The following is an 18549-nucleotide window of genomic DNA, read 5'->3' on the forward strand; positions in this document are numbered from 1 at the left end:
TTCGCTTTATACAACGTCTTTATTTCTTCGCTTTGCCTTTGCCCTTAGCAGGTTTGGCAGGTGCTTTGTTCAATTGGGCCGTAGCGGTTTGGTCCAATACGCAAGACTTGGTGATGATGTTGTCCACGACTTGGTTTTGACCGTTGACGACAGTTTGTTGACGGATAGTCAGCATATTGCCGTCCACTTTGTCGATGTTGGCGTAGTTGGCGCGGTTGGCAATCCATGCCACGCCTTCACCCCAGAAGCCATTGACATCATTGCCAGTGCCGACGATGCGGGAAAGACCCGGAGTCAGCTGGCCTTGGTATTTCACTTGGGCAATCACAGGCTCATCACCTTGGAAGCCGTACATGACATTCAAAGGATCAGTACCGTTTGGTCCGCATTTGTAAGCCACTTCCTTGGTGCGTTCAATATTATTGACTTCCATGGTTTTAGGCGTTTCAGGCGCGGGAGCGGATTGTTGCGCAGTAGGAGTCGGAGCAGTTTCCGGTTTAGATTTAGAGCCGGAGCTGCCACATGCAGACAGCGCGGTAGCGATAAGGACGGCGGGAACGATTAATTTCAGATTGGATTTCATCAAGTTACTCCGGATTTGGTCTATCGGGGTCAGCATAAACTGACAGAAAGCCCTACCTTAACAGAGAAAAGAAGGCTTGTCTCGTCCATATATGAAAACACGATACTCATTATCAATAAAGTGCTATTTGTTCTTTTGAAAACAGTGGATTTGATTTACGCAAAGCTAATTGAAATTAAGTAAAGATATATCACGAATCAACAAAATACCGATTTTGAGGGGAGGATTAATGTTTGGTGCTGCAAGGCGGGGATGATGCTAAGGAAATAATGACGGACGAACTTTGAATCTGGTGAGGGCGATGAAGCCGAAGACTGTGAAAGGGGCAGGGGAAAATGAATGGATTTGGATGAAAGAAATTCTCGCCTTGTTTTCAGTGTTCTGGAAAATGGTGCTTTTAAAATTTGAGTGGATGGGATAAGGCTGTACGTTTGGTGTAAAGCCAATCCTTTTGCTTCAAAGATTTCCTATTTGAGAACGGAAATTTGGGGATAGCAAGTGATAGTCTGAAAACCTCGCCTTTATTGAGTTTGGTTTTTATTGTGGAGATACATTGGATGCAATACTTGGGATACATCGGATAGGGGGAATATAGTGGATTAACTTTAAACCAGTACGGCGTTGCCTCGCCTTAGCTCAAAGAGAACGATTCTCTAAGGTGCTGAAGCACCAAGTGAATCGGTTCCGTACTATCTGTACTGTCTGCGGCTTCGTCGCCTTGTCCTGATTTAAATTTAATCCACTATAGTAAGCGGTTTTTCTTTTTATCCGATGCGTTGGACAGAAAAGAGAAACCGCTTAGATTTTTAATTCTAAGCGGTTTCTTGTTTTGGTGCCGACAGCGAGATTTGAACTCGCACAGCCTACGGCCACTACCCCCTCAAGATAGCGTGTCTACCAATTTCACCATGTCGGCATTTGAAAAACTTTTATTTCTGCTGCTGAGGAGCGGGTGCAGCAGGTGCGGGTTGGTTTTCAGCGGGAGCGGCAGGTTTCGGAGCCTGCTGGGTTTGTTTCACATTGCTGAAGTCCAAACCGTGTTTGTTTGTATGGGTATGGATATAAACCATTGCCATGCAGGTTGCGAAGAAGAAAGTCGCTGCGATGGCGGTTGCGCGGCTCAGGAAGTTTGCGTTGCCTGCGGAACCGAATACGCCCTGCGCGCTGCCGCTACCTGACCCGAAGGTCGCGCCTGCGTCCGCGCCTTTGCCGTGTTGCAACAATACTAACACAACCACCGACAAAGCGGAAATAATATTAATAATCCAGATAAGGGTTTTAAAGGCTTCCATATGTTTTCTACGAGGCTTGCGCTGCGTTGATGATGGCGGTAAATGAGTCATATGATAATGACGCGCCGCCAACCAATGCGCCGTCCACATGAGGTACTGCGAAGATGTCGGCTGCATTGTCTGCTTTCACACTTCCGCCGTAAAGAACGCGGATTTTAACATCGCTTCCGCACAAAGACAAGATTTCTTTGTAGATGAATGCGTGCATGTCGGCAATTTGTTCTACGGTGGCGACTTTGCCGGTGCCGATTGCCCATACCGGCTCGTAGGCGACGGCGATGTTTTTGGTGTTAAGTCCATGCAATACGGAGAGTTGGTGGGCGATGACTTCGTGTTCTTTGCCGGCTTCGCGCTCTTCGAGGCTTTCGCCGACGCACAATAGGGGAATGAGGCCTACGTTGAGAACGTTTTCCATTTTGCGGCGTTGGATTTCGTTTTTCTCGCCGAAATAGAGGCTTCGTTCGGAGTGTCCGATGAGGACGATGTCGGTGCCGATGTCGGCGAGCATTTCTGCGGAAACTTCGCCTGTGTAGGCGCCGTTGTTGGGGAAGCGACTGACGTCTTGGGCGCAGGTGAGAATACGGTTGTTGAGGACAATCTGCATGGCGTTGTGCAGTTGCAACAGGTAAACGGTCGGGGCAGCAAGGCCGATGAGGACGCGTTCGGCGGTGGGCATGATGCGGAAGCGGTGCATGAGTGCGTTGTTGTTTTGGAGTCGGCCGTTCATTTTCCAGTTGCCGATGACCCATTTTTGATCCCACATTCCGATTTGGTGATACATCTTTTTTGCTCCGTGTTGTGTTTCTTTGGCTGTACGCTGCGTGTAGCGTGATGTAACGTGAAGTTTAGTGTATATGCGACGGGTTCGCAACTTGAAACGGGATGCCCGGGGTCGTCTGAAATGCTGTTTCAGACGACCTGTTTTATAATAACTGCTTGATATACACATATATAGGACATGGCTATGCACGCGCTTCATTTTTCGGCTTCGGACAAGGCCGCGCTTTATCGGGAGGTGTTGCCGCAGATTGAGTCTGTGGTGACGGACGAGACGGATTGGGTGGCGAATTTGGCAAACACGGCGGCGGTTTTGAAGGAGGCGTTCGGCTGGTTTTGGGTGGGTTTTTATTTGGTCGATACGCGTACGGACGAATTGGTTTTGGCGCCGTTTCAGGGACCTTTGGCGTGTACGCGGATTCCGTTCGGGCGCGGGGTGTGCGGTCAGGCTTGGGCGAGGGGCGAGACGGTGGTCGTCAAGGATGTCAACGCGCATCCCGACCATATTGCCTGTTCGTCTTTGTCGCGTTCGGAAATTGTGGTTCCGCTGTTTTCAGACGACCTCTGTATCGGCGTGTTGGACGTGGACAGCGAACATCTGGCGCAGTTTGATGAAACGGATGCTTTGTATTTGGGCGAACTGGCAAAGATTTTGGAGAAGCGGTTTAAGGCTTCGCGTCAGGCGGCTTGAGACCGAAAAAACGGGCGGGCGGCGCGCGCTGAAGTTGGCGCGGCGGGAGTGTGGTTTTATAATGTCTGCCATTGCTAAAACAATTATTTAACGGAGCACAAAATGGATTTTGAAAAAGCGCGGTTCAACATGGTCGAACAGCAAATCCGTCCGTGGGATGTATTGGATTTTGACGTTTTGGACGCGTTGGAGGAAATTCCGCGCGAGCGTTTCGTGAGCGAGTCTTTGCAGGGCTTGGCGTATGCCGACATGGAGCTGCCGCTTGCCAACGGACATAAGATGCTCGAGCCGAAAATCGTAGCGCGGTTGGCGCAGGGTTTGAAGCTGACCCAAACCGATACGGTTTTGGAAATCGGCACGGGTTCGGGCTATGCGACCGCACTTTTGGCGAAACTGGCGGGTAAAGTGGTTTCAGACGACCTCGATGCCGAGCAGCAAAACCGCGCCAAAGCAGTGTTGGACGGCTTGGCTTTGAACAATATCGATTATGTGCAAAACAACGGGCTGACCGAGCCTTCCGCGGGCGCGCCGTTTGATGCGGTTTACGTCGGTGGCGCGGTGGACCGTGTGCCTGACGTATTGAAAGAACAGTTGAAAGACGGCGGCCGCATGGCAATCATCGTCGGCCGCCGGCCGGTACAGCGCGCGCTGCTGATTACGCGCAAGGGCAACGAATTTGAAGAAAAAGTCCTGTTCGACACGCTGGTCGCGCATTTGGACGACAAAGAAAACCGTCCTTTCGGCGATTTCGATTTTTAATCTTTTGAAATCAAAGGTCGTCTGAAAACCAGCCGGACATGGCGAAACGTTTTCAGACGACCTTTCATCGTTTCCATCATTTCACATACACAATATCATGACGATCCCGCAACTCACCCCGTTGCAACTGCAACAATGGCAGGAAGAAGGCCGCGCGTTCCATCTGCTGGACGTGCGCACCGACGAGGAAACAGCCGTCTGCGCCCTGCCTGACGCCATCCATATCCCGATGAACCTGATTCCGCTGCGCCAAAACGAGCTGCCCGACGACGATTTGCCGATTGTCGTTTACTGCCACCACGGCATCCGCAGCCTGCATACGGCGATGTATCTGGCGGACGCGGGTTTTGAAAATCTGTTTAACCTGCAAGGCGGGATTGATGCTTGGGCTTTGCAGGTGGATGGGACGATGGCGAGATATTGAGATTTCTAATAGGAAAGGGCGGTAGGGCATGGCTGCCGCTTTTTTGTATGCAGATGATCCGAATATCAAAAATCCTGAAATCCGTTTGTCGGTTTCAGGATTTTTGTTTGGGTACTGTTTTTCAGACGACCTTGTATGCAGGGGTCGTCTGAAAACCTTTATCCTTGGGTATTGGGTTTAATCCATCAACGTTGAAACCAATTGCCAAGGGTTTAATGATTCAGGCGTTTTGAGCTTCCCGCTGCCAAAGGGTTTTTTGGGCGAAAACCAGTTTGTTGTCTGTAAATTTCACGTTTTCCAGACGCAACGACCAAACATCGCTTTTCATCGCGCGGGCAAGCGGATGGGCTTTGTAATAGAGGGCGAGCGCTGCTTTTTTCTCTGTTTCGTCGGTCAGCAGTTGCGCGCTGGCCGTCAGCTGTATGCCGTTGATTTTGGCGATATTTTCCGGCTGGCCTGCGATGGTTCCGGCGATGTTCGGATTTTTCAGCATCAGGCTGCCGTGTTTGGAACGTGCCGAAGTCAGGACAATCAGCCTTGCTTGCGCTTCATCGGGCACATAAAAGCAGCAGGCGCTCCAAATTTCGCCGTCTGCGGCTGCCGCAATGCTGATCACATGGTTGGCGTGTAGGAATTTGATGATGTTGTTGGGGATGGGCTGCATGATGGATTTCAATTGAAAATGGTTCGGAAAGCTTGGATTAAAAACTTTCCGAACCGTTGTCCGTTTAGCGTTTCATTTCACTTTCAATGGCGCGGATATTGGCCTGACGGTCGTTGACGGCTTGGGTCAGGCGGCTGATTTTTGCCTGATCGCCTTTTTTCTTGGCGACATTCAGTTGCGCCTGCGCCCTGACCAAAGCCACTTGTTCGTTGCGGACTTCGTTTTCCAAGATTTGCTTGCGGGTCAGTTGCGGCTTGGGTTTGGATGCCGGCAAGATGGGTGCGGGCAGGATTTTGGCTTTGCGGTTCAACTCGGCGGCGCGGGCTTTGGCTGCTTTCAGGTCGCCGACGGAAGTCGCTTCGCCAAGCTTGCCGTTGCGCAATTTGATGTCCAAACGGGGATTGGCGGCTTCTGCCGTGTTGGTTACGCTGCCGCCCGTCGTGCGCGGCAAGACTTTGATGTCGCCCGGCTCGGGAGCGGCTTCCCCGAGGGCTTCTTTCAGGTCGACACGCTCGGGTACGGCCCTGCCGGCTTCTTCAGGGCTGACGTTTGCAGTGCCGTCCGTATGGGATTCGGTGCAATCGTTGCCGATTTTTTTCTCGGTAAATACTGCGTTGCCGTCCACTTTGCAGATATAGCCGGCTTGTGCGGAGAGGGCGGCGCTTCCCAGCCCGAAAGCCAAAATCAGTCGGTAAAAAATCGGTTTCATCTTTATTTCGGTATATGGCAAAGGTTTTGATTATACTATGCAGCCAGTTATAACGAATCAACTTATTTCAAACAAGGTAAAATTTTCCGATGCCGCCTATCATTTTGAGGCGCTGCACAGGGATATCGTGGCGCAAACCTAAACAGGCTGCGGCGATTATTGGGTTAAATATATTGGTTAGGCGGCTGGCGGGGTAGGTGTTCCTCCGTTTCGGCTGCTCCTTAGTTTAAATAATGTCCATTTTTCTATTTTCAAACAACGATGACAAATTCTTTCCTGATTGCCGGCGTTGACGAGGCAGGGCGGGGGCCTTTGGTTGGCAGCGTGTTTGCCGCCGCCGTTATCCTGCCGCCGTCTTACCATTTGCCCGGTTTGACCGACTCTAAAAAACTCAGCGAAAAAAAGCGCGATACATTGGCGGTCTTGATTAAAGAACAAGCGCTGGCATGGTGTGTCGCGCAAGCCGATCCGCAAGAAATTTTCGAACTGAATATCCTTCATGCCACGATGTTGGCAATGAGCCGCGCCATACACGGGTTGGCGATCAAGCCCGATAAGGTGTTTATCGATGGTAACAGAGTGCCGAAGGACCTTGGCGTGGATGCCGAAGCGGTGGTCAAAGGCGACAGCAAAATCATGGAAATTTCGGCGGCTTCCGTTTTGGCGAAGACCGCGCGCGATGCCGAGATGTATGCGTTGGCGGAACGTTATCCGCAATACGGTTTCGACAAACACAAAGGCTACGGCACGGCGCAACACCTCGAAGCCTTGCAGCGATACGGCGTATTGCCCGAACACCGCCGCGATTTCGCGCCCGTGAAGGCGTTGCTGGCGCAGGGCAGGTTGTTTGAGTGAGGGCAGAATGGATTAAAGGTCGTCTGAAACGTTTCAGACGACCTTTTCTTTACATCCCGTTACAAAGCCGTGTATGCTTCGCGTTTAGACGGATGTGAAACAAATATCAACGGCCAAACCAGTTTTGATATTTGTGTGTTGTTTCATTTCACTGTTCTCCTTATCAATAATCTTATCAACCGTACCACACATACTATTTATGGACACTATTGCACGAATCAGCCACTTTGTCGGCAAAACCTTCTCATTTTGGGCAGCATTGTGCGCCGCCGTTGCTTTCTTCGATCCCGAATTGTTCAAATGGGTACTGCCTTACATCACTTGGCTTTTGGGCATCATTATGTTCGGCATGGGGCTGACGCTGACGCCGTCAGATTTTAAAATTGTCGCCAGTCATCCCAAAGCCGTCCTTATCGGCGTGGCAGCGCAGTTTATCATTATGCCGCTGACTGCCTATTTTTTGGTCAAGTTGTTAAATTTGCCTGCTGAAGTTGCCGTGGGAGTGATTTTGGTCGGCTGCTGTCCGGGCGGTACGGCTTCCAATGTGATGACTTTTTTGGCGCGCGGCAACGTTGCCTTGTCCGTCGCAGTTACATCGGCTTCCACCTTGCTGGCTCCGCTGCTGACGCCTGCTATTTTCCTGCTTTTGGCAGGTGAAATGCTCGACATCAATGCGCAGGCGATGTTTGTTTCCATTGTTCAAATGGTGTTGCTGCCCATCGCGCTCGGCGTGGTTGCACATACTGTGTTCCGCAAACAGACCGAACGCGCTACCGCTGCCTTGCCTTTGGTTTCTGTCGTTGCCATTGTGCTGATTATCGGTGCGGTCGTCGGCGCGAGCAAAGGCAAAATCATTGAGAGCGGACTGTTGATTTTCGGTGTCGTGGTGTTGCACAACGCCATCGGCTACCTGCTCGGCTTTTTCGCAGCCAAAATCTGCAAGCTGCCGTACGATGCGCAAAAAACGCTTGCCATCGAAGTCGGTATGCAGAATTCCGGTTTGGGTGCGGCATTGGCGGCCGCGCATTTTGCCGCAGCCCCTGTCGTCGCCGTACCCAGCGCGCTGTTTAGCGTGTGGCACAACATTTCTGGCTCGCTGCTCGCATCTTATTGGTCGGCGAAAGCAGATAAAGAATCGAAAGCGGAATTGTCCGATTAAAAGAGTTCGGCAAAGGACAAAAGGTCGTCTGAAAACTTTTTCAGACGACCTTTTTCACATACCTGCAACACGCTATTTATAGTGGATTAACTTTAAACCAGCACGGCGTTGTCTCGCCTTGCCGTACTATCTGTACTGTCTGCGGCTTCGTCGCCTTGTCCTGATTTAAAGTTAATCCACTATATCAATACTCCGCCGAATGCCAAAACGGCTGCCCTACGGTCGGTGTACTGGCTTGCGCTTTGGTACGCGCTTCAACCGGTTCGGCTTCAAATGCCAGCCGTCCGGATTCGACGGCGAGTGCAAAGGCGCGCGCCATGTTGACGGGGTCGCCGCTGCGGGAAACGGCGGTGTTCAGCAATACGCCGTCAAAACCCCATTCCATCACTTGCGCCGCCTGCGAAGGCAAACCCAAGCCCGCGTCGATAATCAGCGGCGTGTCGGGCAGGCGTTCGCGCAGGACCTTCAGCGCATAGGCGTGAACCGCGCCCAAACCCGTGCCGATCGGCGCCGCCCACGGCATCAGCGCCTGACAGCCCGCGTCAAGCAGGCGGCGGCAGGCAATCAGGTCTTCGGTGCAATAAGGCAGCACTTTGAAGCCGTCTTTAATCAGGATTTCCGCCGCTTCGACAAGCTGGAACACATCTGGCTGCAACGTGTCGTCGTCGCCGATGAGTTCGAGTTTGATCCAATCGGTTTCAAACACTTCACGCGCCATCTGCGCCGTCGTTACCGCTTCCTGCACGCTTTGGCAGCCTGCTGTGTTCGGCAGCACCGGGATACCGATTTCTTCCAAAAGCGACCAAAACCCCTGACCGTGCGCCTCGCCGCCGCTTCCCGCGCGGCGCAGCGAGACGGTAATCATCGCGGGACGGGCAGTTTGGACGGATTGTTTGAGGATTTCGGGGGTCGGGTAGGCCGCCGTGCCGAGCAGCAGCCGTGAAGGGAAAGTTTCTCCGTATAGGGTGAGCATGATAGGTTCCTTTTGTCCTGATTTAAATTTAATCCACTATAACGTTGTTTTGGGGACAGGGGTCGTCTGAAAAGGCAAAACCGCCTAGCCGCCGACCACCGGACGCACGATATCGACTTTGTCGTTTTCGTTCAAAACCGTTTCCGCATATGCGCCTTTGGCGACAAATCCGGTATTCACCGCTACGGCAAAAGGCTTTTGCGGCGCGGTTTGGGCGATGAGGTCGGCGATGGTTGTGCCGTGAAGTTCGGCGGGTTCGCCGTTTAAGATGATGTTCATGGTTTCTCGATATTTCGTAGGTAAGTTTCTTTATTCGCGATGCGCCTGTGCTTGCTTGAACCCGTCGCCCCATTCCTTCAATGCCGTCAGCACGGGCGCAAGCGTTTTGCCGTAGTCGGTCAGGCGGTATTCCACTCGTGGCGGGACTTCGGGATACACAGTACGCAAAATGATGCCGGCAGCCTCCAACGCACGCAGTTGCGCGGTCAGCGTGCGCTGCGACACATCGGGCAGGATGCGGCGGATTTGGTTGAAGCGCAGCGTGCCGTCCGTGTGCAGGCGGTAGAGTATCGTGCCTTTCCATTTGCCGCCGATGACGGAAAGTGCGGCTTCCACCGAACAGCCTTCGGCGCAGTCGTAGCTTGGGTGCGGTGTGCGGGGCATGGCAGTATCCTTTATGTAACTATCTGAAAAACAAGTGCGTTCTTGTTAATGGTGTGCTTCAGGCGCATGATACACGCTTTCAGACGACCTAACAGGAGAACCTTATGAAAGCCATCGGTTTCAACCGTCCTTTGCCCGTTTCCAACCCTGAAGCCCTGCTCGACATCGAACTGCCCGAACCCGAGCTGCGGCCGCACGATATTTTGGTTGCCGTGCAGGCGGTTTCAGTCAATCCTGTCGATGTGAAAGTTCGGGTGGCACATACGCCTGCGGCAGGGCAGTACCGCGTATTGGGTTACGACGCGGCAGGCATTGTTCAGGCGGTCGGCAGCGAAGTGCGGCATTTCAAAGTCGGCGACGAAGTGTATTACGCGGGCGCCATCAACCGCCAAGGTTCGAACGCACAATTACAGGCGGTGGACGCGCGCATTGCCGCCAAAAAGCCGCGTTCGCTGGATTTTGCCCAAGCCGCCGCGCTGCCATTGACGGCGATTACCGCATGGGAAACGCTGTTCGACCGATTGGACGTGAACAAACCCGTGGCAGGCGGCGCCAATGCGCTGCTCTTAATCGGCGGCGCAGGCGGGGTCGGCTCGCTTGCCATCCAGTTTCTGAAAAAGCTGACCGACATTCAAGTCATCGCCACCGCTTCCCGCCCCGAAAGCCGCGCGTGGGTGAAGGAATTGGGGGCGGATTTCGTCATCAACCATCATGAAAACATGGCGGAACAGGTTGCCGCGTTAAATATTGGCGCGCCGTCGTTTGTTTTTTCCACCAACCATACCGACCGCCATCTGCCGCAAATCGTGGAACTCATCGCCCCGCAAGGCAGAATCGCACTGATTGACGACCCCGAAACGTTGGACGTGAACCCGCTCAAAGGCAAAAGCCTGTCGCTGCATTGGGAATTTATGTTTACCCGTCCGCTGCGCGAAACGGCAGACACCGAACGGCAGGGCGAAATCCTGGCCGAAACCGCGCGGCTGGTGGATGAAGGCATCATCCGCCCGACCGCCACCCAAATCCTGCACGGCATCAATGCCGCCAACCTGCGCCACGCCCATGAGATGCTGGAACGCGGAGATATGGTCGGCAAACTGGTGGTGGAAGGCTGGGACAACTGAATCCACCGATTATTCTTTGCGCCGTTATGCCGGCGTCTACCTGTATAGCATCTGAAATAACGGCAATCGAATATCCTAATTGAGCAGGTCGTCTGAAATTTGGCTTTCAGACGGCCTTATTCATCCCACAAAGCCTGAAACGCTTTAACCACCGCTTCGGGATTTTCCGCTTCGGTAACGGCGCGGACGACGGCGAGTGAAGAAACGCCGGTTGCCAGCACATCTTCGGCGTTGTTCAAATCGATGCCGCCGATGGCGACGACGGGCGTGCCGCGTGCCTGTTTCACATATTCGCGCAGTTTATCCAAGCCTTGCGGGGCGGTGGGCATTTGCTTGGTCGTGGTCGGGAAAATCGCGCCGCTGGCGACGTAGCTGGGGTGTACGGACAGGGCGCGGTCGAGTTCGGCGACGGAGTGCGTACTCAAACCCAAACGCAAACCGGCGGCGGCGATGGCGGCAAGGTCGGCGGTGTCCATGTCTTCCTGTCCGAGATGCACGCCGTATGCGCCCGCTTCTATCGCCTCGCGCCAGTGGTCGTTGATGAAAAGCTGCGTGCGGCCGCCCCGACAGGCGGCGACGCAGCGGGCGATTTCGCGTTTCAATTCATCACCGTGCAGGGTTTTGCAGCGCAGTTGCACCGTGTCGGCACCTGCTTTGACCATGCGCTCCACCCAATCGGCAGTGGGAACGACGGCGTAGAATTTGAGCGGGGATTTTAGGGGCGGGAAGGTCATGGGGTGTCCTTTTAAGTTATCGCTGATGGCGTTCCTGCAGGCGTTCGGTATGCGCCCGCAGTTTTTCGCCGTCGGCTTGGTATTCGTTTGAAGACAGCACGGCAGTTGCCGCTTCTATTTCCTGCGGCAGCAATAAGGTCGTCTGAAAACGTCTGATATAGGATGCTGCCTGTCTGATACGGCAGACATTCGGCGGCATTTGCGTTTTCAGTTCACAATCGCCGAGGAAAACCACCATCGAATGAAATTTTTCTTCCGGCAGTTGCAGCAGTTCGGATAATGCCTTGATGTGTGCGTAATTCTGGCGCAACGGATTTTGAAAGTAGTGTTTCTGCTTATAGACGACTTGTGTCCATTTCGATTGCTTCTCGCTGCCGAAAATCCAACCTGTGTAATTCTTGGTTTCCATGACAAATATCCCGAAAACCGAAACATAAATATGGTCGATTTGCGTCGTGCCGCTGCGGGACGGAATAATCAAATCATGAAATTCGATATAGGTTTCTTCATCCAAATCTTTTCCGATTACTGAACGGACTGCCCGTTCGCCTATGCGTCCTTTCACTTTGGGGTTTTGGAGCAGCGCTTTCAAAAGAAGCAGGGGAATGACGAGCAGGAAAATCCAAAAGATACCTGACAGGTTTCCTATTGCTTGTTCAATCATGACGTTTTCCTTTTTGTTTTATTGTTTAATGAAAGTGAGCCTGGTATAGCCATCTGATGAGGTCGTCTGAAAACATCGAGTATTCACATTCATGCCGTAAAGTAGAAGACGGGTGATACTTGATTGGAAGCTCCCCCTTCTTATAACCAACGGCGAACGCGCCGACAGTAAGACTCGTACTCTGCACCGAATTTCTGCGCCAAAACGCGTTCTTCGGGCATGATTTGAAAGCGTGTCATATAGGCAACAAATGCAACCAAAAACAACCATGGCAGCGGGTGCGCCAAATAGCCCGCCCATGCAACCAGCCAGCAGCCCATACCCGCATACATCGGGTTGCGGCTGAAACGGTACACGCCGTCTGAAACGAAGTGTTCAGTTTGTTCGGGGTTGAACGGGCTGACGGTCGTGCGCACACGGCGAAACGCCCACACACCTAATATGCCTAACAAAGTCCCAAACGCCATCAAAACAACCGACAGCAATATAGGAAAGCGCGGCATTATGTCAGCCAGCGCAGAAACTTGGGCAGAAATGTACATCAACAACGCACAAATAAAACATATCGCCGGCGGCGGAATTTTGGTTTCTAAATTCATATTGTTACCTTTATAAAACTGATAGCGCGACGTTTTCAGACGACCTCAAACTTATTTTTCAATATACGCCAAACCGCTTTCTTCATCACGTTCGGGCACGTCTTTTCCGTCAAACAGTGCCACTGCCAATCTGACGGCGGCGGCGGTTACGGCGGGGGAAATCATGAAGCCGTGACGGAAAAGGCCGTTGATTTCAATCAGGCGTCGGGCGCGGCTGTAACGGATTTCGGGGTTGTGGTGGTTGAGCGTGGGGCGCAGGCCGGTGGCGATTTCGAGGATGTCGGCTTCGCCGAAGGCGGGGTGGACGGCATAGAGTGCGGATAAAAGTTCCAACCCGGAACGCACGCTGGCGGGGGCTTGGCTTTCGCTTTCGATTTGGGTCGCGCCGATAATGAAGACGTGGTTTTCTTTCGGGGCGATGTAGAGCGGGTAACGCGGATGGAGCAGGCGCACGGGGCGGTTGAGCGTGATTTCGGGTGTATAAACCCGCGCCACTTCGCCGCGTATGCCGCGCAAGGTGCTGGTGTGTGCGGGGGATTGGTTCCACGCGGTTTTTGCGCCGTAGCCGCGGCAGTCGATCAGCCAGTCGTATTGGGCTTGCAGGTCTTCGGGGACGCATTCGTGTTCCCAATGGCAAGGGACGTTCAGCCCGTCCAAAGCGTCGGCAAGTGCAGACAAGATTTGCTGTCCGTCGAGCTGGCCTTCGGTCGGCAGGTAGATGCCGTCTGAAAAACGTCCGCCGAGTTGCGGTTCGCGTTCGGCGATTTCATCGGCGCGCCAACGGACGATTTCGTCATCCGCTACGCCGCCGCGTTTGAGGTGGCGGACGAACTCGCTGGATAAAGGTTTGTCCTGCCCGTGCCACACGATCAGGCTGCCGTTTTCCTGCATCATGGTCGGCGTTTTCAGACGACCTCGGATGTTGTGCCACAGCGGAACACTTTGCCTGCCCAGTTTGATGACTTCAGGCGTGGCTTCGACCGCCTCCGAAGCAGGCGCGAGCATGGCGGCGGCAACATAAGCGGCGGCGTGTTCGCCTTTGCGCCCGCCCTTGTCAAAGAGGGCAATGGATAAACCTTGTTCTGCAAGTTGTAAAGCAGTCAGACGGCCGCAGAGGCCGCCGCCGAGAATGGCGATACGGGGCATGGTGGATTCCTTTGCAGTGTTTGGGCAGTCGGGAAGACGAAAGACAAGACGGAAGCGGAATCCACCGAATGGCGGGAAATGCGAGAAAGGGAACGGAAGCCTGAAAAGGCGTTTGACAGCTTGTTTCCTACGCAGGCATTACCCCGACAGGTTCTACGGATTCCGCTGATGCGGTCTCAGCTGTTTGCGGGAACAAGCAGCACTCCGACAAGAGGTTTCCAGTTTACATAAAATCGATTGCTTTGGCAAAGTCAGGTCGTCTGAAAAATGGGTTTCGTATTTTCAGATGACCTGTTGTAAGGTGTTTTGGGTTGGTTGAGGAAATGGCGTTAGGGAGAAGCGCATTGGCATTATTGATATATACTGTCGCCAATGAACAAGGGGCTTTGCGATGAAATTCGTTTTTGCGAAAAGCGCGCCGAAGTAGGTTTATTTATAGTGGATTAACTTAAATCAGGACAAGGCGACGAAGCCGCAGACAGTACAGATAGTACGGCAAGGCGAGGCAACGCCGTACTGGTTTAAGTTAATCCACTATAAATCAGGATTGGATTGTCAGGATTACCATGTTTCAGCTTGCCTATTTTCAAATGGTCGGTGCCGGTAAAGCACGCAATCAGGATAACTTGTTTGACGGCACGGCGGTGCGTCAGGTCAGGCTGCACAAAACCCGTGTGTCCGAGGCGGACGATGCCGTGCGGCTGGCCGTGGCCGACGGCGTATCCAGCAGCCCCGCCGCGCATCTTGCCAGCCGGTTTTGGTTGGATGCCTTCGTGCGCGAGGGCGATGCGGAAGGGCGTTTCCTGAGAAGGTTGCACGGCAGCTTCTGCGACACGCTTGCCGAGGAATATTTCGGCTCGTCCTCGACTTTCGCTTCGGCGGTCGTCAAGGCGGACGGTTTGTGCCGCATCTGCAATGTCGGCGACAGCCGCGTTTACAATATATCGGCAGAGGGGCGTTGGCGGCAGGTAAGCCATGACCACACGGTGTTGGCGGATTTAATCGAGCAGGGGGAAGCGCGGGCAGATACGGAATACGCCGATATGTACTATGCTTTGGCGCACTGCCTGATAGCGGATGACGAAGAAACCCATTTCAAAATTTTTACCGATTCATTTACTCTGCAAAGAGGCGAGGCAGTTTTGGTTTGTTCTGACGGGCTGCACGACGCGCTACCTCATGAACGCTTGGAAGCATTATGGAACGTCTCCCCGTCTTTGCTAGATAAGTTGGAAGCCTTACGCCGGGCAGTAAAAAGGGTTCCCTATCATGACGATTGTTCGGTGGCGGTATGCCTGCGGCAAGGATAGTGAACCAATCCCAAAATCGGTTACGCAGTTTCTTGAGAGTATTTCAAAGGATTGGGGTAAAGGGTCGTCTGAAAAGGGATGCTTAGATCAATTTATATATACCGCATCACATATTTCAACCATCTCATCAACGCCGCCAGCAGTATGCCGATCGACAATCCCACCAAGGCTGCCTGCCACGTCCATTTGATCAGTAGCGCGCTGACCAAACCGCCGATTGCGCCGCACAGATATTTGTCGCGCCGTTTGAATTCCATCGTCTGCTTGGCTAAATCTTCTTCGATAAACCAAATTGCGAAGAGAGTAGCCAATGCCAGACAGAAGCCGATAATAGGGAGCCAAGGCGTATCAATGTGGCCAAGGGCTTTATCCAGAATCATACCCCCACCGTACATCAGTCCGAGAACAGTGGCGATAACCAGCAATATCACATAGCCCGCCATGTTGCCAGTGGCGAGCCAGTCAAGAATTCGTTCGCATAGTTTTTTGAGAAACTTCATGGGGTTTTTTGTGTTGGTAAGTGCAGAATGCTGCTTTTGTTTGAATCAGTAATCAATCTGTTGAAACATAAATTGCCTAATAAGCAATTGCAATAATCAAAAATTTTATTTTAAATTATAAATGTGGTAATGGTATTGCCAGAGCGGGATTGATATAATTTCCAGCTTGCAAAGAATAGCTTGGAGAAGTCTGATGCACCAAACCTACAACGAAAATTCCCGCGTCAAAATCCCTGCCGTTTTGCACCTGATGCGGTTGGGCTACGATTACCTTTCGCTCAAAAACGAAAATTGGGACAAAAAAACCAACATCTTCCCTGACATCTTTATAGAAAGCCTCTGTCGCATCAATCCTGATTTGTCACCGGACGATGCGCGCCGCTTGCTCGCCGACATACGCCTAGAGCTGGATAACGAAGACTTGGGGCAAAAATTTTACGAACGCCTCACCAATCAATCCGGCGGCAAGAAGCTGATCGACTTCCAAAATTTCAATAACAACAGCTTCCACGTTGTAACCGAATTGCCCTGCATCAATGGCGATGAAGAATTCCGCCCCGACATTACCCTGCTGATAAACGGCATGCCCTTGGTCTTTATTGAAGTCAAAAAACCCAACAACAAAGGCGGCATCGGCGAAGAGCGGGAACGCATGGGCAAACGTGCGACAAACCCTAAATTCCGCCGTTTCATCAACATCACCCAATTCATGATTTTTTCCAACAACATGGAATACGACGACGGCGCAACCGATCCGGCGCAAGGCGCGTTTTACGCCTCGTCTGCTTACGGTAAGCCCGTGTTTAACTATTTCCGCGAAGAGCATAAATTAAACCTTGCCGAGTTATTGAACACACTTTCAGACGACCTCGAAAATGCCGTCCTGCAAGACAATAATCTGCCCGTTATCAAACACAGCCCCGAATTTATCAGCAACAAATCACCCGATACGCCGACCAACCACATCCTGACTTCGCTGCTTTGCCGCGAACGCCTCGCCTTTATTCTGCAACACGGGCTGACGTACGTTAAAAGTAACCAAGGCGCGCTGCAAAAACACATCATGCGTTATCCGCAGCTATTTGCCACTCTCGCCATTGAAAAACATTTGGCAAACGGCGGCAAAAAAGGCGTGATTTGGCACACCCAAGGCTCCGGCAAAACCGCGCTTGCCTATTACAACACCTGCTACCTGACGCACTATTACGCCAAACAGGGCATCGTGCCGAAATTCTATTTCATCGTGGACAGGCTCGATTTATTGAAACAGGCGCAGCGCGAATTTACCGCCCGCGATTTAGTCGTCCATACCATCGACAGCCGCGAAGCCTTTGCTGCCGACATCAAATCCGCCCAAACTTTGCATAACCACGCAGGTAAAGCGGAAATCACTGTCGTTAACATCCAAAAATTCCAAGACGACCCCGATGTTGTCGCCCGTAACGACTACGACCTCGCCATCCAGCGCGTCTATTTTCTTGATGAAGTACACCGCAGCTACAACCCCAAAGGCTCGTTTCTTGCCAACCTCAACCAGTCCGACGTAAACGCCGTTAAAATCGGGCTGACCGGCACGCCGCTTATCGGCGTAACCGCAGGCAACGTTAATACCCGCGAGCTCTTCGGCGACTACATCCATAAATACTATTACAACGCCTCCATCGCCGACGGCTACACCCTGCGCCTGATTCGCGAGGCCATCAGCAGCCAATACAAAGCCGAATTGCAGGCTGCATTGGCGCAGCTTGAAGTCGAAAAAGGCGGCTTTGACCGCAAAGAAATCTACGCCCATCCGCATTTCGTCCGCCCGATGCTCGATTACATCTTGGACGACTTCGCCAAATTCAGAAAAACCAACCAAGACGAGAGCCTCGGCGCCATGGTCGTTTGCGACAGCTCAGAACAGGCGCGGCAACTCTTTGACCATTTTCAGACGGCCTCAGACCACAATCTCACCGCCGCGCTGATACTGTACGACGTCGGCACTAAGGACGAACGCGACCAATGGGTCAAAGATTTCAAAGCAGGCAAAACCGACATCCTGTTTGTGTACAACATGCTTTTGACCGGCTTTGACGCGCCGCGCCTGAAAAAGCTCTATTTGGGCAGACTCATAAAAGCCCATAACCTTTTACAAACCCTGACCCGCGTCAACCGCACCTACAAATCTTACCGTTACGGTTATGTTGTTGATTTTGCAGATATTGAACGTGAATTCGACAAAACCAACCGTGCCTATTGGGACGAACTTTCGAACGAATTGGGCGACGAAATCGGCAGTTACAGCCAGCTTTTCAAAACGGCAGAAGAAATCGAACAGGAAATTGCAGACATTAAAAACGCCCTGTTTGATTTCGATACCGAAAACGCCGAAGAATTTTGCCGCCAAATTAGCCAAATAGCAGACAAAAAACAGCTGCTCGCCTTAAAAAAAGCCCTGCAAACCGCCAAAGAGCTGTACAACGTCCTGCGCCTGCAAGGCAGCCATGAATTTCTCGCGCATCTGGATTTTGACAAGCTCAATCTGTTGTACCGCGAAACCGTCGCCCGCTTGGATACCTTAAACCTTGCCGAAAAACTACAGCAAGGCGACGCCGCCCATTTGCTCAATGAAGCGCTGGAAGACATTTACTTCCAATTCGTCAAAATCGGCGAGGCGGAACTCAAACTGGCCGACGATTTAAAAGACATCATGCGCAAAGTGCGCGAAGGGCTGGCGGGCAACTTCGACCAAGACGACCCCGAATACATCAGCCTGCGCGAAGAACTGGAACGCATCTTCAAGAAAAAGAACCTCACCGAAGTCGGGCAAGAAGAAATGCAGGCAAACATCGCCACACTCCAAATCGTCTATGCCAAAATCAAAGAGCTGAACCGCCAAAACGACCTCTTGCGGCATAAATACGGCGGCGACGCCAAATAT

General features: G+C 52.4%; 21 protein-coding genes, 1 tRNA gene and 1 riboswitch. Of the genes, 8 read left to right on the plus strand and 14 right to left on the minus strand.

Going from position 1 to position 18549, the window contains the following annotated elements; genetic code table 11:
- Positions 1-19: 19 nt before the first annotated feature.
- From HMPREF1028_RS00995 to tpiA, 4 genes are all read right to left on the minus strand, one after another.
- Positions 20-583 carry a hypothetical protein gene (locus tag HMPREF1028_RS00995; RefSeq protein ID WP_003759309.1) on the minus strand — a complete coding sequence of 188 codons (564 nt, stop codon included), beginning with the start codon at positions 581-583 and terminating at the stop codon, positions 20-22.
- A gap of 830 nt (positions 584-1413) precedes the next feature.
- A tRNA-Leu gene (locus HMPREF1028_RS01000) sits at positions 1414-1499 on the minus strand.
- Positions 1500-1512: 13 nt separating this feature from the next.
- Complete coding sequence (gene secG / locus HMPREF1028_RS01005; protein ID WP_009310962.1) at positions 1513-1875, minus strand: preprotein translocase subunit SecG; 363 nt, start codon at positions 1873-1875, stop codon at positions 1513-1515.
- A gap of 7 nt (positions 1876-1882) precedes the next feature.
- Positions 1883-2656: a triose-phosphate isomerase gene (tpiA, locus tag HMPREF1028_RS01010; RefSeq protein WP_003759302.1), complete on the minus strand. Its 774-nt coding sequence runs from the start codon at positions 2654-2656 to the stop codon at positions 1883-1885.
- Positions 2657-2839: 183 nt separating this feature from the next.
- Here tpiA and HMPREF1028_RS01015 point away from each other — a divergent pair, with 183 nt between their 5' ends.
- The 3 genes from HMPREF1028_RS01015 (at position 2840) to HMPREF1028_RS01025 (ending at position 4526) form a co-directional block, all read left to right on the plus strand.
- Positions 2840-3343 carry a GAF domain-containing protein gene (locus HMPREF1028_RS01015; protein WP_009310963.1) on the plus strand — a complete coding sequence of 168 codons (504 nt, stop codon included), beginning with the start codon at positions 2840-2842 and terminating at the stop codon, positions 3341-3343.
- 102 nt (positions 3344-3445) lie between these two features.
- Positions 3446-4102, plus strand: a complete 657-nt coding sequence (locus tag HMPREF1028_RS01020) for a protein-L-isoaspartate O-methyltransferase (RefSeq protein ID WP_009310964.1) — start codon at positions 3446-3448, stop codon at positions 4100-4102.
- 97 nt (positions 4103-4199) lie between these two features.
- On the plus strand, positions 4200-4526 hold the full coding sequence (locus HMPREF1028_RS01025; RefSeq protein ID WP_009310965.1) for a rhodanese-like domain-containing protein: 327 nt from the start codon (positions 4200-4202) through the stop codon (positions 4524-4526).
- Positions 4527-4746: 220 nt separating this feature from the next.
- On the opposite strand, the gene HMPREF1028_RS01030 is transcribed toward HMPREF1028_RS01025, so the two are convergent.
- The gene (locus HMPREF1028_RS01030) at positions 4747-5190 is read right to left on the minus strand and encodes a pyridoxamine 5'-phosphate oxidase family protein (RefSeq protein WP_009310966.1); all 444 of its coding nucleotides are present in this window, start codon (positions 5188-5190) and stop codon (positions 4747-4749) included.
- A gap of 64 nt (positions 5191-5254) precedes the next feature.
- A complete protein-coding gene (locus HMPREF1028_RS01035) occupies positions 5255-5899 on the minus strand; it encodes a hypothetical protein (RefSeq protein WP_003759290.1) in 645 nt (214 codons plus the stop codon).
- Between the two features lie 261 nt (positions 5900-6160).
- On the opposite strand from HMPREF1028_RS01035, the gene rnhB reads away from it, so the two are divergent.
- Together rnhB and HMPREF1028_RS01045 are read left to right on the plus strand one after the other, a co-directional pair.
- Entirely contained in the window at positions 6161-6754 is a 594-nt protein-coding gene (gene rnhB / locus HMPREF1028_RS01040) for a ribonuclease HII (RefSeq protein ID WP_009310967.1), read from the plus strand.
- Between the two features lie 199 nt (positions 6755-6953).
- On the plus strand, positions 6954-7913 hold the full coding sequence (locus tag HMPREF1028_RS01045) for a bile acid:sodium symporter family protein (protein WP_009310968.1): 960 nt from the start codon (positions 6954-6956) through the stop codon (positions 7911-7913).
- Between the two features lie 184 nt (positions 7914-8097).
- On the opposite strand, the gene HMPREF1028_RS01050 is transcribed toward HMPREF1028_RS01045, so the two are convergent.
- From HMPREF1028_RS01050 to HMPREF1028_RS01060, 3 genes are all read right to left on the minus strand, one after another.
- Complete coding sequence (locus tag HMPREF1028_RS01050) at positions 8098-8886, minus strand: thiazole synthase (protein ID WP_009310969.1); 789 nt, start codon at positions 8884-8886, stop codon at positions 8098-8100.
- Between the two features lie 84 nt (positions 8887-8970).
- Positions 8971-9165, minus strand: a complete 195-nt coding sequence (gene thiS / locus HMPREF1028_RS01055) for a sulfur carrier protein ThiS (RefSeq protein ID WP_003759281.1) — start codon at positions 9163-9165, stop codon at positions 8971-8973.
- Between the two features lie 30 nt (positions 9166-9195).
- Positions 9196-9549 (minus strand): helix-turn-helix domain-containing protein, encoded by a 354-nt coding sequence (locus HMPREF1028_RS01060; RefSeq protein WP_009310970.1) that lies wholly within the window; start codon positions 9547-9549, stop codon positions 9196-9198.
- A 104-nt stretch (positions 9550-9653) separates the two neighbouring features.
- Between HMPREF1028_RS01060 and HMPREF1028_RS01065 the strand changes: the two genes are divergently transcribed.
- Positions 9654-10673: a zinc-binding alcohol dehydrogenase family protein gene (locus HMPREF1028_RS01065; RefSeq protein WP_009310971.1), complete on the plus strand. Its 1020-nt coding sequence runs from the start codon at positions 9654-9656 to the stop codon at positions 10671-10673.
- A 116-nt stretch (positions 10674-10789) separates the two neighbouring features.
- On the opposite strand, the gene thiE is transcribed toward HMPREF1028_RS01065, so the two are convergent.
- From thiE to HMPREF1028_RS01085, 4 genes are all read right to left on the minus strand, one after another.
- Entirely contained in the window at positions 10790-11407 is a 618-nt protein-coding gene (gene thiE / locus HMPREF1028_RS01070; RefSeq protein ID WP_009310972.1) for a thiamine phosphate synthase, read from the minus strand.
- 16 nt (positions 11408-11423) lie between these two features.
- Complete coding sequence (locus HMPREF1028_RS01075; protein ID WP_009310973.1) at positions 11424-12071, minus strand: nuclease-related domain-containing protein; 648 nt, start codon at positions 12069-12071, stop codon at positions 11424-11426.
- Positions 12072-12211: 140 nt separating this feature from the next.
- Positions 12212-12670 (minus strand): isoprenylcysteine carboxylmethyltransferase family protein, encoded by a 459-nt coding sequence (locus tag HMPREF1028_RS01080; protein ID WP_009310974.1) that lies wholly within the window; start codon positions 12668-12670, stop codon positions 12212-12214.
- A gap of 51 nt (positions 12671-12721) precedes the next feature.
- Positions 12722-13816 (minus strand): FAD-dependent oxidoreductase, encoded by a 1095-nt coding sequence (locus HMPREF1028_RS01085; RefSeq protein ID WP_009310975.1) that lies wholly within the window; start codon positions 13814-13816, stop codon positions 12722-12724.
- Positions 13817-13923: 107 nt separating this feature from the next.
- A riboswitch (TPP riboswitch) is annotated at positions 13924-14033 on the minus strand.
- A gap of 349 nt (positions 14034-14382) precedes the next feature.
- Between HMPREF1028_RS01085 and HMPREF1028_RS01090 the strand changes: the two genes are divergently transcribed.
- The gene (locus tag HMPREF1028_RS01090) at positions 14383-15126 is read left to right on the plus strand and encodes a protein phosphatase 2C domain-containing protein (RefSeq protein WP_009310976.1); all 744 of its coding nucleotides are present in this window, start codon (positions 14383-14385) and stop codon (positions 15124-15126) included.
- Positions 15127-15218: 92 nt separating this feature from the next.
- On the opposite strand, the gene HMPREF1028_RS01095 is transcribed toward HMPREF1028_RS01090, so the two are convergent.
- Complete coding sequence (locus HMPREF1028_RS01095) at positions 15219-15626, minus strand: hypothetical protein (protein ID WP_009310977.1); 408 nt, start codon at positions 15624-15626, stop codon at positions 15219-15221.
- A gap of 193 nt (positions 15627-15819) precedes the next feature.
- Between HMPREF1028_RS01095 and HMPREF1028_RS01100 the strand changes: the two genes are divergently transcribed.
- Positions 15820-18549: type I restriction endonuclease (locus HMPREF1028_RS01100; protein ID WP_009310978.1), on the plus strand; the 2730-nt coding region annotated here is incomplete at its 3' end.

This window comes from Neisseria sp. GT4A_CT1 (genome assembly GCF_000227275.1).
Classification (GTDB): Bacteria; Pseudomonadota; Gammaproteobacteria; order Burkholderiales; family Neisseriaceae; genus Neisseria.